We start from the raw sequence: 13,969 nt of genomic DNA on the forward strand, positions 1-13,969 counted from the left end.
TTTGTTATTTCTTAACAACAGGAATCCACATTTCACCAAATACCAGGCCATTACGCTCGCCCATTTGAACAGCTGCATTAGGCCCTCCAACATAAGCAACATTCTCTGCTTCCGGCAGGACCTGACCAAAAGCGATGCCGGTAACTAAGTTGCTTAACTCTTCTCCTGTCTCGGCTTCCCCTTTGACAACGATGTATTCTCCCTTAGGGAATTGGATCAGTCTTGATGCTTCCGGCAGCGACTCCTCTGTCATAACACCAGCATAATGCATCATTTTGTTATTCACCGCTTCATTCACAGTAAAAATGTAATCATTTGAGGCAATGGCTTTTAGTTTATCAAGCCTTCCGTCCTGTTCGATTGCCTGCCAAAAATCCGCTTTTTCCTTTTGGATGCCCGCATAATCTGTGTAATGGCTCTTTAGTTCAGTTCCAATGCCTAAAACGGTAAAGCCTTCTTTTTCTTCCAGAGTATAATCTGCCATATTCAAAACCTTCCTTCTCGATAAATTGATCAAATGATTTCTTCTTTCACTTGATGAGTTTATAATATCCTTAAATCATGTCAAAAAGTGATACTGTTTAGGAGGCCAAATGAAAAAAGTTGAGCGGATTAATGTAATGATGCGGTATATCAATAATCGTGCCCACTTTACTATTTCTGAAATCATGCGGGAATTTAACATCTCCCGTTCGACAGCGATTAGAGATATTCGGGAGATTGAAGCCATGGGAATGCCGCTTGTCGCTGAAGTGGGAAGAGACGGAGGCTATTTTGTGATGAACAATTCTGTTTTGCCTGCTGTCCGCTTTACTGACAATGAGATCAAGGCGTTGTTCCTTGCCTTTATGGCTACAAGAAATCAGCAGCTTCCTTATCTGAAAAGCCGTCAGTCATTAGCAGAAAAATTGCTCGGCCTCATCTCGGAAAACCAGCAGGAAGACCTTGTTCTTTTAAATCAGATCCTGCTTTTTGAAGGGACTAACCCTAATAATCCCGACCTGCTTGAACTGTCAGATCTGCCTCATCCGATGCTGGAAAAACTCATTCAATCCCTGCTTCAGGATAACTATTTATTGATTTCTATCAACGAAGAGTCCTATCCCATTTACCTATTGCATCTTTATCGTGAAAAAAGCAATTGGCTGATTGAAGGCTTTGACTTAAAGGAGGAAAAGAAGAAAATCTTCCCCGTGGACAATCTCACCAGTGTTGAACGATATCCTGTGAAAAAAAGAGTAAGCAGGAAAGGTATTTTAGAAAAAATAAGCAAGCAGAGGGAAGTAAACAATCTGATCCTTGAACTCGGACCGGAGGCTATTGCCCAGTTCAAAAAATACCATCCTTTAAAAGTATCCATTTCTTATACAAATCCTTACCAAACGACAGCCGTTTTAAAGACCTTTATTAATGTCCATAATTCTGAAGAGCTGAAGGAAATGATTAACTGGCTGCTTTTCCTCGGAGGGGATATCAAGGCTAGGGAGATGCCGGAAGAAATCTTGGAAGGTTTGCAGGAGAGGCTACGTTCATTCTGCCCATAAGACGAGGAGATAAAACCTTGCATTCTGCAGTCACAATATAAAAAGGATGATGCTTCACTTATAGCATCATCCTTTCTTATTTTTATATAACTCCCTGTGTGATCATAGCATCAGCGACTTTTACAAATCCTGCGATATTGGCGCCGGCCACCAGATTGCCTGGATGCCCATACTCATCGGCAGCTTTGACACTGCTCTGGTAGATGTTCTTCATAATTTGCTGCAGTTTTGCATCGACTTCCTCGAATGTCCAGGATAATCTTGAGCTGTTTTGAGCCATTTCTAATGCAGAAACGGCAACACCCCCTGCATTGGCCGCTTTTGCGGGGCCAAAGAGAATGTTGTTTCTCAAGAATACTTCAATCGCCTCAGATGTGGTTGGCATATTGGCCCCTTCACCAACGGCTTTGACTCCATTGGAAACGAGCATTTCTGCTGCTTCCTCCCCGATTTCATTTTGCGTCGCACACGGAAGGGCGATATCACATGGGATGGACCAGATGCTTGAACATCCATCAAAGTATTGGGCACTTGGATGTTCCTTCACATATTCCCGGATCCGTTTTCTCTCTACTTCTTTCAGCCTTTTTACGGTCTCAAGGCTGATGCCATTTGGATCATAAATATAGCCGTCAGAATCACTGCAGGCCACAACCTTCGCGCCCAGCTGTTCCGCTTTTTCGATTGCATAGGTAGAGACATTTCCTGAGCCGGATACTACAACGGTGCTTCCTGTAAAGGAAAGGCCTTTTTCTTTCAGCATTTCCTGTACAAAATAAACCGTACCATAACCCGTAGCTTCTTTGCGGGCTAAGCTTCCTCCGTAGCCCAGTCCTTTTCCGGTCAGTACTCCTGCTTCATATCCTCCCCGGATTCTTTTATACTGTCCAAATAGATAGCCTATTTCTCTGGCGCCAACCCCAATATCTCCAGCCGGAACATCTATATCCTGTCCGATGTGCCTGCTTAGCTCCAGCATGAAGCTCTGTGTGAATCTCATGATTTCTCCATCGGATTTCTCCTTAGGATCAAAGTCAGCTCCGCCTTTTCCTCCTCCGATTGGCAGGCCTGTTAGGGCATTTTTGAAAATTTGTTCAAAGCCCAGAAATTTGATGATACTCGCATTGACAGAAGGATGGAAGCGCAAGCCGCCTTTATAGGGGCCGATTGCGCTATTGAATTGTACGCGGAAACCGCGGTTTACCTTTACTTTTCCCTGGTCATCGACCCATGGGACCCGAAAAGTGATCACTCTTTCGGGTTCAGCTATCCGTTCAAGTATATTTTGCTCCATGTAAACCGGGTTCTTTGCAAATACTGGTACCAGTGAATCAAACACTTCTTTCGCAACCTGATGAAATTCACTTTCATTCGGATTGCGCCTTTTGACTGTTTCGAACACCTCTTCAACATAATTTTTCGCCTGTAATGTTTGCGTCTCTTTAATTTCTGTTAATGCAGTCATGCTGCCGGTAACCCTCCCTTATCAGAACCAAATTAATAAATAATTAAAAAGTGTTAAACGATTTTAAAAATTGTATGATTCTCTCATTTTATAGTTGAAAATCAATCTAAACAATATGAAAATTAGATAATAATGATGCTGAAATTAGATGAATGGAAGAAGGAAGAGCCCTTGGAATTAAGACAGATTAAATACTTTATAGAAGTGGCGAAAAGAGAACATGTAACAGATGCAGCTGTGGCGTTGCATGTAGCACAATCCGCTGTCAGCAGACAGATTTTCAACCTTGAATCTGAGCTGGGTGTGAACCTGTTTATCCGTGAAGGAAGGAACGTGAAATTAACGCCTATCGGAAAGATCTTTTTAGAGCAGATGGAAGAAGCCATCAAGGTCATCGATAATGCCAAACGGCAAGTCAAGGAATTTCTGGATCCGGAGCAAGGCAGAATACGATTCGGCTTTCCAAGCAGTCTGGCACTCTATACCCTGCCCTCTATCATATCTTCTTTCCGAGGGCGCTATCCGCAAGTGAAGTTTGAACTGAAACAGAGCAGTTACCGTGATTTAATCAGCGGGGTGGCGGAAGGGGAAATCGATATGGCGTTGATTGGCCCGCTTCCAAAGAAGGAGAAGAAGGTTAAGGGGGATATTTTATTTACGGAGAAAATGGTCGCTTTGCTTCCTGCTGGCCACCAGTTAACGGATAAATCTTCATTGAATCTGAACCAGCTGAAAGACGAATCCTTTATTTTGTTTCCTAAGGGATATGTTTTGCGCGAACTATTCGATGATGCCTGCAGTCAGCTTGGCTTTCAGCCTAAGGTGTCATTTGAAGGGGATGATATTGATACGATTAAAGGCCTGGTCTCAGCAGGTCTGGGCCTGACGCTTATTCCGGAGTCTACATTGGTTGACAGCCTGCCCCGTTCGACAGTAAGGCTGCCGGTCATGCCGGAGATTACCCGTGCAGTAGGAATCATTATTTCCAGTGAACGACAGCTGCTGCCCACAGAGAAAATATTCTATCATTTTATCCGCGACTTCTTTGCTGTATTGGATCAATTTCAAAACTGAAAAAAAGATGCCTTTTATATATCATTATTTAAAGGATTTCCCTGCTGGTTTAGCGATTTGGACTCCGATGGTGAATTGGCAGGCATGTACCTGAAAACAGGGCGGGTGACCTGTCTTTCCAAAGAGAAGAGGGATCATGTGATTGAATTCAGAGAAATAGACCGGCACAATTTTTTTGAGGTCATTGACTTGAAAGTAGCAGAAGAACAGAAGCATTTTGTGGCGCCGAATGTGTTTTCGCTTGCACAGGCGAAGGCTTTTCCGGAATGTATTTGCTTAGCGATTTATCATGGTGATGTGTTAGTGGGTTTTACCATGTATTGCATGGATTATGACGATAAGGAATACTGGATTTACCGCCTGATGATTGACGCGAAGCATCAGTCAAAAGGGTACGGAAAAGCAGCAATGGAAAAGCTGATTGAGCGGATTAAGCAGGATCAGGAGCATAAGGTGATTTATTTGAGCTTTGAGCCTGAGAACAATCCGGCGAAGGGGCTATATAAAAAACTCGGTTTTGAAGCCGATGGCCGGGTGATTGATGGGGAAATCGTATATAAACTGGTGTATTAATCAAAAGAGCTCCTGCTGCGGGAGCTCTTTCTATGAAAGGAGGACGAAAGATGTTTAAGAAAAAAATAGTGCCTATCCTGGTGCTTCTTTTGCTGATTGCAGGTGTGCTGGATCTGAAGTTTGAAGGACTGTTCTTTCAACTGCTGCCGGAGTCCATTCAAGCAAAGGTGGTTCAACTTTTTTAAGCGGCTGCCGGACATGCCAGGAATAGCTCTTAACTGTTAACCTGCCAACTTGCCAGCAGCGGCTTCCTTCCGATGGGCAAGCTTTCTGTAAATAAGCGCCAGGACCAAGGCTGGTACAGTACAAACCACCATCCCAATAAATGCATACCTTGGTTCAATTTCATACAGATACCCGCCAAAGATAGTGAAAAGGGCCGTACTCCAGCTGAGTGCGAGCGCTGAGTATACACCTTGAGTAATCGGCACCTGTTCATGTGGAACATGCTTGATTAAGTATTTCATAAAAGCGTAGTGCGCCATCGCAAATGAGAAGGCATGCAGAGTCTGAGCAATGCTGAACATGATGACATGTGGAAAGGCAAATACAAGTATCCAGCGTGCGGTCGACCCGAGTGCTGCCAGAGCCAGTAAGGAGCCGATAGAAAATCTCTTAAACGTCCGGTCGGCAATGAAAAAGAATAGGATTTCTGCTATCACACCTATGTTAATGATGGCGCCAATGAGATATTTGGGTGCCTGGATTTCCTGCAGATAAATGTAGCCATAGTTGTAATAAGAAGCATGGGCAGCCTGCAGCAAAATGACAATGACAAGCACCAGGCCAAAATGCCGGATGCTGAATAATTTCATGATAGCGCCTTTTGCCTGGCCGGCTTTTGGTTTTTCAGACAGAACTTCAGGCGTGTTCATAAAACCGAGGCACAGAACGGCAGCCATGCCGAGCAATAGCGCCCAGAAAATAGCTTTATCTCCGATTGACCCTGTGAAAAAGGTCAGAATCATGCCGGATACCACAAACCCGATCGACCCCCAGGAGCGGCTTTTCCCGTAATCCTTTAGCTGCTTATTCTGTACAAGAATGCCCGCCGCACTATCCAGTGCCGGCATCAGTGCAGGGTAAAAGAAATGCAGAAGCAGTGTCACCGCAAGCAGGCTGACGAAGGAGTTGGCCGGGATATAGCAGAGGATGGCAATCAGTGTGCCGATTGACATCCCGTTCAGCAGCGTTCGGCTGCTGAATTTTCCTGATAAATAGGGGAAAGCAAAAAGTGTGGCAAGCCCTCGAATAACCAGCCCTAAGCTCATGATTAAACTCGCCTGTGAAACGGTCATTCCTTTTATATGGATCAGCCATCCTGTCCAGTAGGGAAGAAAAACGCCCCATGTCAGGAAGAAACTGAAAAACTGTCTGCTCATCCAGCTTTGTGTATTCATGATAGATCCCTCCGATATTTGCATGATAGCAGGAAGCTTCGTACAATAATATGAGATATCTCATATTTTGGGGTGAATCATGGAAATTTTTAAAGGGGAAAAAAGGCAGCACTATTTAGATGAGCACTCCATCTCGCATTTATTTTCTTTTTCGATCGAAGAGTTTATGGAGGTTCGCGAATATAAGCGGGATGAATGGATTATTCGGGAGGGCATGAGGCCAGATTACTTGTATTATGTCATCGAGGGAAAAGCGAAGATTTATGTGACCTATCAAAATGGCAAGGTTTCTTTGATTAATTTCATTAACTCCCATGATTATATTGGGGAAATGGAGCTTTTACACGAAGTGTACTATACAAAAGGAATTCAGGCTTCTACAAAAACTATCTGTTTTACGATTCCTTTGCATCACTATCGCACAAGACTCCTGGAAGATACGACATTTCTCCGGGAGTTAACTAAGTTTTTAAGTGTGAAAGCGACAAAAATGGCTGAAAAGTATTCCCAAGGCCTTTCCTTTCCCCTTGAAAACCGGCTGGCAGATTTCATCCTTCAAACCGCTGATGGGGAAGTCTATAAGGAGAAACATGTAACAGTCTGTGACTTTTTAGGAGTGTCCTACCGTCATCTATTGCATGTTCTTGTGCAGTTTTGCGATAAAGGCTATTTGCAGAAGGAAGGACGCCATTATCATATTCGGAAGCCGGAAGAACTGCACCGGTTTGCGGCTGTGCTGAGAAATGGGCTGGAGTAAATACTCGAGCGGATTTTTTCTGTTCATGTTAAGAGGTTTCTGCTTTGGGGTGCAAAGAATGTCCTGTGAATTGGCGCAGGACATTTTGTTTTTATCTGAAGGGCTTTTCCTCTGACATGGTGTTATTGCCAGAAAAATATAAAGGTGATCTTGAATAATTTTTATTCATTGCCAATGAGAGTGTAAATTATTCTTTTAAAAGGTAATGACAGGAGGCGGACGCTGATAAAACCATGCCCATCGAAAAGAAAGGAATTACCTTTTGCTTACTTCTCCTTTTTACCATTGCTTATTCCCCTATTCCGGATTATAGTGTATACGAAGGACAAGCCAATACAAAACCTATATATTACTGAAAGGTTTATATAAAGGAGTAGACGTATATGCTAGCAGCTAAGAACAGCTACAGAATTGAAAAAGATTTTCTAGGCTCTAAGGAGGTTCCTGCTGATGCTTATTATGGCGTTCAGACGCTTCGTGCAGTAGAGAATTTCCCGATTACCGGCTACCGGATCCATCCGGAGTTAATCAAGGCAATGGCCATCGTGAAAAAGGCAGCGGCCATGGCGAATATGGAAGTTAAGCGCCTATACCCGGGCATTGGAGACCCGATCGTACAGGCAGCAGATGAAATGATTGAAGGACTATGGCATGATCAGGTGATTGTTGACCCGATTCAGGGCGGTGCCGGAACGTCCATTAATATGAATATCAATGAAATCCTTGCGAACCGTGCAATAGAAATTATGGGCCATGAGAAGGGGGATTATTCCCATTGCAGCCCAAATACTCATGTTAATATGTCGCAGTCAACAAATGATGCTTTCCCGACAGCGATGCATATCTCAGTATTAAATCTGCTGGATCAGCTGATCCTGACAATGGAACAGATGCATTCTGTTTTCCTTGAGAAGTCCAAAGAATTCAACCATGTGATTAAAATGGGACGGACTCATCTGCAGGATGCGGTTCCGATCAGGCTTGGCCAGGAATTCGAAGCTTACAGCCGTGTGATTGCGCGTGATATTAAGCGCATTCAGCAATCCAAGCAGCACCTTTATGAGCTGAATATGGGGGCAACAGCAGTTGGTACGGGACTGAATGCCATTCCTAAATATATTAACTTAGTGGTGAAGCATATTGCTGATATCAGCGGACTGCCATTTACAGGGGCAGAGCATCTTGTAGATGCTACGCAAAATACGGATTCTTATACAGAAGTTTCCGCAGCGCTGAAAATCTGCATGACCAATATGTCCAAAATTGCAAATGACCTGCGCCTAATGGCTTCCGGCCCAAGAGCGGGACTAGGGGAAATTTCCCTTCCGGCAAGACAGCCAGGTTCATCCATTATGCCGGGTAAAGTAAACCCTGTTCTGCCTGAGCTTATTAACCAGGTGGCATTCCAGGTTATCGGAAACGACCATACGATTTCTCTTGCTTCAGAAGCAGGGCAGCTTGAGCTCAACGTTATGGAGCCAGTCCTGATCTTTAACCTTTTGCAGTCGATCAGCATTATGAACAATGCGTTCAATACGTTTACTGAGCATTGTGTAAAAGGAATCGAAGCTAATGAAGAAAGATTAAAAGAATATGTTGAAAAGAGTGTCGGCATCATTACAGCCGTCAATCCCCACCTTGGGTATGAAGTTGTATCAAGAATCGCCAGGGAAGCAATTTTAACCGGCCGTTCCATCAGGGACCTGTGCCTGAAATATGATGTTCTGACAGAAGAAGAACTCGATTTAATCCTCGATCCATATGAAATGACAGATCCTGGCATTGCAGGTGCTGCACTGCTGGAAAGAGATTAAGGAAACAGAAAAAAACGCTTGTCCCTTTTGAGGGGCAAGCGTTTTTTGCCGTTTTATTCATTCCAGTTAGTGTGGAAAGTCCCTTCCATATCAGTCCGCTCATACGTATGGGCACCGAAGTAATCACGCTGTGCCTGCAGCAGGCTGGCATTTGACCTTCCATTCCGGTAGCTGTCGTAGTAGGAAAGAGAAGAGCTTAAGCAAGGCAATGCGATGCCGGATTGAATGCCTTCGCAGACAATTTTGCGCAAGCCCGTCTGATAGTCTCTGATCCTTTCGGCAAAGTAAGGAGAGACGAGCAGGTTTGCCAGGTTCGGCTGCTCCTGATAGGCTTCGCTGATGACATTTAAGAATTCCGCACGAATGATGCAGCCATCGCGGAAAATAAGGGCAATATCCTTCAGAGGGAGATTCCAGTCATTTTGCTCAGACGACATTTTATATTGAGTGAATCCTTGTGCATAGGCGCATACTTTCCCCATATATAATGCCTGTCTGATATATTCGATCCAGGCGTCCTTATCAAGGCTGATTTCATCCTTCTCCGGGCCTGTTAAAAGGGGTTCTGCCGCCACGCGCTCATCTTTTAATGCGGAAATATAGCGTGCGAATAAAGATTCTGTAATGATCGAAGTTGGAATCCCATTATCGATGGCCTGCAGGCTGGTCCATTTTCCGGTTCCTTTTTGGCCTGCTTTATCCAGAATGACATCAATTTGCGGCAAGCCTGTGCGCTCATCCTTTTTTCTTAAAATAGCTGCTGTGATCTCAATCAAATAGCTCTTCAGCTCGCCTTGATTCCATGTTTCAAAGATATCCGCGATTTCTTCAACTGATAATCCTAATTTTTCTCTTAAAAATGTGTAGGCCTCAGCAATCAGCTGCATATCTGCATACTCGATGCCGTTATGTACCATTTTGACAAAGTGGCCTGCCCCTTTAGGTCCGATATAGACACAGCAAGGCATTCCGTCAACCTTTGCAGCAATCTTTGTAAGAATTGGAGACGCTTTTTCATAGACGTCCTGATCTCCGCCCGGCATGATGGAAGGCCCTGTTAAAGCACCCACTTCACCGCCTGAAATGCCGATCCCCAGATAGCCGATCCCTTTTGCTCTCAGATCATCATATCTTTTTTCCGTATCTTCGTAATGGGAGTTGCCGCCATCCATGATAACGTCGCCTTCTTCAAGGAAGGGGATTAAGCTTGCAATGACAGAATCTATGGCTTTGCCGGCTGTCACCATTAAAAAGATTTTGCGCGGTTTTTCTAAAGACTGGACAAATTTCTCTACTTCATAATAGGGGTTTATGGATTGGCCTTCCAGCTTTTGTACAAGCTGATCGGTTAAATCCCTAGTGTAGTTATATACTGCTACTTTCTCGCCGTTATTGGCCATATTTAAAGCGATATTGCTCCCCATTACTCCGAGACCAATAACACCAATTGTATTAGACATAGTTTCTGCTCCTTCAGTTCAGATTAATAGGCAATGAACCCCTCTTATGAATAGGGTTTCATTGCCTTAAAGTGTTTATACAAATAAGCTTAACAATAAAATAAATCCTAATCCAGCAACAGATATTATGGTTTCAAGCAGTGTCCATGTTGCAAACGTTTCCTTCATGCTTAAACCAAAGTATTCTTTGAACATCCAGAAGCCGGCATCATTAACGTGAGAAGCGATTAGGCTTCCCGCCCCTGTTGCAAGCACCACTAAGGCAAGATTGGCATCCGACTGGCCCAGCAGAGGGATAACTAAACCAGCTGTAGTTAATGCGGCCACTGTGGCAGATCCTAAAGAAATCCTCAGGATGGCTGCAATAATCCATGCCAGTAAAATAGGGGACAGGCTTGTTCCTTTGAAAAGCTCGGCTACATAGTCACCAACACCGCCATCAATTAATACCTGTTTGAAGGCGCCGCCTCCGCCGATAATCAGGAGCATCATCCCGATCTGGGTGATGGCGGTTGTGCAGGAATCCATCACATTTTTGATTGGAATTTTCCTTGCAAGCCCCATAGTATAAATGGCAACCAATAAGGAGATCAGCATTGCAGTGCCGGCATCGCCTATAAAACGGATGGCAGCCAAAAGGCTATTATCTGCAAATCCCATTGTTTTTTGAAGCAATGTAATAATCGTTGCGATTGACATTAAAATAACAGGTAGCAAAGCCGTAAATACACTGATTCCAAAGCCTGGTGTATCTTCAAGCTTAAAGGTTTTCTGTTCTCCCAGAGAAGCGATGCTTCCGCTTTTTGTGAATGAAGCCGGAACGAGCTTTTTAGCAATTTTCGTAAATACCGGTCCAGCTAAAAAAACAGTTGGAACCGCAATGATAAAACCATAAAGCAATACTTCACCAATGTTTGCACCGTATTCACCGGCAATAACGGTTGGACCCGGGTGAGGAGGGAGGAATCCATGTGTGACAGATAAAGCTGCTGTCATCGGAATACCAAGAAACAAAATGGAAATCTTTAACTCCCTTGAAATGGCAAATACGATCGGGATTAATAATACAAGTCCCACTTCAAAGAATAAGGCGACACCGATAATAAAGGATGCAGCCACTACCGCCCATTGGATATTCTTTTCACCGAATTTATTGACAAGAGTCATGGCAATTCGCTGGGCGCCGCCTGAATCGGCGATCAGTTTGCCCAGCATGGCGCCAAGACCGAAGATGAGCGCCAAGTGGCCAAGTGTTCCGCCTAATCCAGCTTCAATGGTTTTGACAATTTGGTCGAGCGGCATTCCGAGTGCCAGCGCAACACCAAAAGAAACGATAATCAATGAAATAAAGGTATTTAATTTCAAGCCCATTATCAGAATTAATAAGGCAACGATACCAATTGCTACTATTAACAGCGGCATTGTCATTTCCCCCTAGTTTTGTTGTATTAAGCTTCTTTGATAGCTTGCGATCGAAGAATATTCATCTTCCAGCGCTCTTGATAATTTGATAAAGATCGGCAGCAGCTGTCTATATTCTTTTGCCGCCTCTTCTTTCGGTGTGTGCTTATAAGTATCGCCCACCATGTCTGAAACGGCTTCAAAGGAGTCGATTTTTCCTGTGGCATATAAACCTAAAATACAGGCGCCGAGACATGAACTTTCATAGCTTTCAGGTATGACGACCTCCGATTCAAAAATATCGGACATCATTTGCCGCCAAACCTCAGATCTGGCGAAGCCTCCTGTTGCCTGAATCCGACTTACCGGGCCATCCATACATTCGACTAATGCTAAATAAACGGTGTACAGATTATAAATGACGCCTTCCAGCGCTGCCCGAATCATATGCTCCTTCTTATGGGACATCGTTAATCCGAAGAAGGATCCGCGCACATCCGGGTTCCATAAAGGAGCGCGTTCACCTGCGAGATACGGATGGAACAGCAGGCCATCTGCCCCCGGTCTTACGCGGTCGGCAATTTTGGTTAATACTTCGTACGGATCAATGCCCAATCTCTTGGCCGTTTCGGCTTCAGATGAGGCAAATTCATCCCGGATCCAGCGGAGGACCATTCCCCCATTGTTCACCGGACCGCCAATCACCCAATGATTTTCCGTTAAGGCGTAGCAGAAAATTCTCCCTTTTTCATCGGTCTGCGGCTTATCAATAATGGTCCGGATCGCGCCGCTTGTCCCAATGGTAATCGCAATTTCGCCTTTTCTGATCGCGTTCACACCCAAGTTGGAAAGAACTCCATCACTTGCGCCGATCACAAAAGGAGTCTTAGGATCGATGCCCATTTGTTTGGCTAAAATAGGATCGCAGTTCTGGAACATCTTTGTAGTAGGGACAAGGTTGGATAGCTGTGAGCGGTTGATGCCCGCAATCGCTAATGCTTCCTCATCCCAGTCCAATGTCTTGAGATTCATCATTCCCATGCAGGAAGCAAGTGAATAATCGACAGCATATTCATTAAAGAGCTTTTTGAAAATATATTCTTTAATGCCGATATATTTCTTTGTCCTGCTGGCGATCTCCGGACGATCCTTCACAAGCCAGGTGATCTTGCTTAATGGGGACATCGGATGAATTGGTGTTCCGGTCCGTTTATAGACTTCATGTCCATTCCATTCTTCTTTAATTTTGCGTGCCCATGCTTCGCTGCGGTTATCGGCCCAGGTAATCACTGGGGTAAGCGGCAGGTCATTCTCATCCATCGCAATCACACTGTGCATCGCACTGCTGAACGAGACAAAGCTCAGGTTTTTATCATGGTGGTTTTTCATAATGTTCGCTATGGCTTGAACGACGGCAGAGAAAATCTCCTCCGGATTCTGCTCGGCAGTTGAGATATCAGGCGTGTACAGAGGATAACCAATGTTCTCCTGCTGAATCACATCGCCTTTTTCACTGAATAACACGGCTTTTGTACTGGTGGTCCCTATATCAATCCCTAACATATAGCTAGTCATCTTGTTGTTTAACCCCTTTAGATAGCATTTGTTGTGATCTCCATAAGTCGTCTACTTTCCCTTGAACATCATCAAAATTTTCGTGTAAGGACTTAATCATGAGGTTTCTATCCTTAGATTTGATTGCATCAATATACAGTTCATGATTTTTCACAATCCGATCAAGGTCTTCATAATTTTCCTTAAATCGCACGCGCATGGATAAAAGAATGAAGCCTTCCATCACGGGCTTTAAATTATTCCAGATCAGCTGGATGTAAGAATGGCCAATGGATCCGATGATAATTTCGTGGAACAGAATATCCTGATACGCAAACTCATCAGCATCCTGATATTTAACTGCTACTTTCATCATTTCTAAAACCTTGCTGAGCTCCATGGTCAATTCATTTGTGTCCATATTGGTAAGTCGTTCAAACACAAATGTTTCAATCATGAGACGAACATCGTAAATTTCTTCTATTTCTTTTTCGGTCAAACCGGCAACAACCGCACCATTTCGTCCTAAGCGGATAATATTTTCAGATGCCAGTGTCCGTAAGGCTTCACGAACAGGAGAACGGCTCACCGCGAAATCAGCTGCCAGCTTATTTTCAGAAAGTGTGGTACCGCTTTCAATCAAACCTGCAATAATGCGCATCCTAAGCTCATATGCGACACGATCGCCAGAGGAAGCCTTAGAAAGCCATTTTTGAGGATATAGAAATTCTGTGGAATTATTCATAACATCACCTTTATAAAATGACATTTGAGTATACGTGTATACTTGTATACAAGTATTATAATGCAAATAAAATAAAATGCAAACGCTTTACATCTTATTTTATTTGGATTTGCTGGTTGAATTTGGGTTCAAAGGGAAGAAACCCGGTAACTAGAGTCGGATCCCGGGTCAACTTCTGACAT

General features: G+C 43.9%; 13 protein-coding genes. 6 read left to right on the plus strand and 7 right to left on the minus strand.

From position 1 onward, the window contains the following. Positions 1 to 4 precede the first annotated feature (4 nt). Positions 5 to 484: a GyrI-like domain-containing protein gene (locus AC6CHU_RS11170; RefSeq protein WP_159863583.1), complete on the minus strand. Its 480-nt coding sequence runs from the start codon at positions 482 to 484 to the stop codon at positions 5 to 7. A 109-nt stretch (positions 485 to 593) separates the two neighbouring features. Here AC6CHU_RS11170 and AC6CHU_RS11175 point away from each other — a divergent pair, with 109 nt between their 5' ends. Further along, on the plus strand, positions 594 to 1,544 hold the full coding sequence (locus AC6CHU_RS11175) for a helix-turn-helix transcriptional regulator (protein WP_251283864.1): 951 nt from the start codon (positions 594 to 596) through the stop codon (positions 1,542 to 1,544). A gap of 82 nt (positions 1,545 to 1,626) precedes the next feature. On the opposite strand, the gene gdhA is transcribed toward AC6CHU_RS11175, so the two are convergent. Continuing rightward, positions 1,627 to 3,009 (minus strand): NADP-specific glutamate dehydrogenase, encoded by a 1,383-nt coding sequence (gene gdhA, locus AC6CHU_RS11180; RefSeq protein WP_251283863.1) that lies wholly within the window; start codon positions 3,007 to 3,009, stop codon positions 1,627 to 1,629. A 171-nt stretch (positions 3,010 to 3,180) separates the two neighbouring features. On the opposite strand from gdhA, the gene gltC reads away from it, so the two are divergent. The 3 genes from gltC to AC6CHU_RS11195 all read left to right on the plus strand — a co-directional run bounded on the left by gltC (position 3,181) and on the right by AC6CHU_RS11195 (position 4,841). Then, entirely contained in the window at positions 3,181 to 4,083 is a 903-nt protein-coding gene (gene gltC, locus AC6CHU_RS11185; RefSeq protein WP_159863580.1) for a glutamate biosynthesis transcriptional regulator GltC, read from the plus strand. Between the two features lie 138 nt (positions 4,084 to 4,221). Beyond that, positions 4,222 to 4,656, plus strand: a complete 435-nt coding sequence (locus AC6CHU_RS11190; protein ID WP_341070741.1) for a GNAT family N-acetyltransferase — start codon at positions 4,222 to 4,224, stop codon at positions 4,654 to 4,656. 50 nt (positions 4,657 to 4,706) lie between these two features. Further along, a complete protein-coding gene (locus tag AC6CHU_RS11195; RefSeq protein WP_268891649.1) occupies positions 4,707 to 4,841 on the plus strand; it encodes a hypothetical protein in 135 nt (44 codons plus the stop codon). 36 nt (positions 4,842 to 4,877) lie between these two features. Here the strand turns inward: AC6CHU_RS11195 and AC6CHU_RS11200 are convergent, their stop codons facing one another. Next, positions 4,878 to 6,056, minus strand: coding sequence for an MFS transporter (locus AC6CHU_RS11200; protein ID WP_159863578.1), 1,179 nt, complete (start codon positions 6,054 to 6,056; stop codon positions 4,878 to 4,880). 79 nt (positions 6,057 to 6,135) lie between these two features. Between AC6CHU_RS11200 and yeiL the strand changes: the two genes are divergently transcribed. Together yeiL and aspA are read left to right on the plus strand one after the other, a co-directional pair. Continuing rightward, positions 6,136 to 6,813: a transcriptional regulator YeiL gene (yeiL, locus tag AC6CHU_RS11205; RefSeq protein WP_159863577.1), complete on the plus strand. Its 678-nt coding sequence runs from the start codon at positions 6,136 to 6,138 to the stop codon at positions 6,811 to 6,813. Between the two features lie 383 nt (positions 6,814 to 7,196). After that, a complete protein-coding gene (gene aspA, locus AC6CHU_RS11210) occupies positions 7,197 to 8,627 on the plus strand; it encodes an aspartate ammonia-lyase (protein WP_159863576.1) in 1,431 nt (476 codons plus the stop codon). 53 nt (positions 8,628 to 8,680) lie between these two features. Here aspA and gnd read toward each other — a convergent pair whose 3' ends face one another. The 4 genes from gnd to AC6CHU_RS11230 all read right to left on the minus strand — a co-directional run bounded on the left by gnd (position 8,681) and on the right by AC6CHU_RS11230 (position 13,787). Next, positions 8,681 to 10,087: a decarboxylating NADP(+)-dependent phosphogluconate dehydrogenase gene (gnd, locus tag AC6CHU_RS11215; RefSeq protein WP_498121651.1), complete on the minus strand. Its 1,407-nt coding sequence runs from the start codon at positions 10,085 to 10,087 to the stop codon at positions 8,681 to 8,683. 75 nt (positions 10,088 to 10,162) lie between these two features. Next, positions 10,163 to 11,509 carry a GntP family permease gene (locus tag AC6CHU_RS11220; protein WP_159863574.1) on the minus strand — a complete coding sequence of 449 codons (1,347 nt, stop codon included), beginning with the start codon at positions 11,507 to 11,509 and terminating at the stop codon, positions 10,163 to 10,165. Between the two features lie 12 nt (positions 11,510 to 11,521). After that, positions 11,522 to 13,063, minus strand: a complete 1,542-nt coding sequence (gntK, locus tag AC6CHU_RS11225) for a gluconokinase (protein ID WP_159863573.1) — start codon at positions 13,061 to 13,063, stop codon at positions 11,522 to 11,524. Further along, on the minus strand, positions 13,056 to 13,787 hold the full coding sequence (locus AC6CHU_RS11230) for a GntR family transcriptional regulator (RefSeq protein WP_159863572.1): 732 nt from the start codon (positions 13,785 to 13,787) through the stop codon (positions 13,056 to 13,058). Before AC6CHU_RS11230 ends, gntK begins: the two co-directional genes overlap by 8 nt. Between the last annotated feature and the right edge of the window lie 182 nt (positions 13,788 to 13,969).

Source organism: Cytobacillus sp. GQ23 (assembly GCF_059758675.1).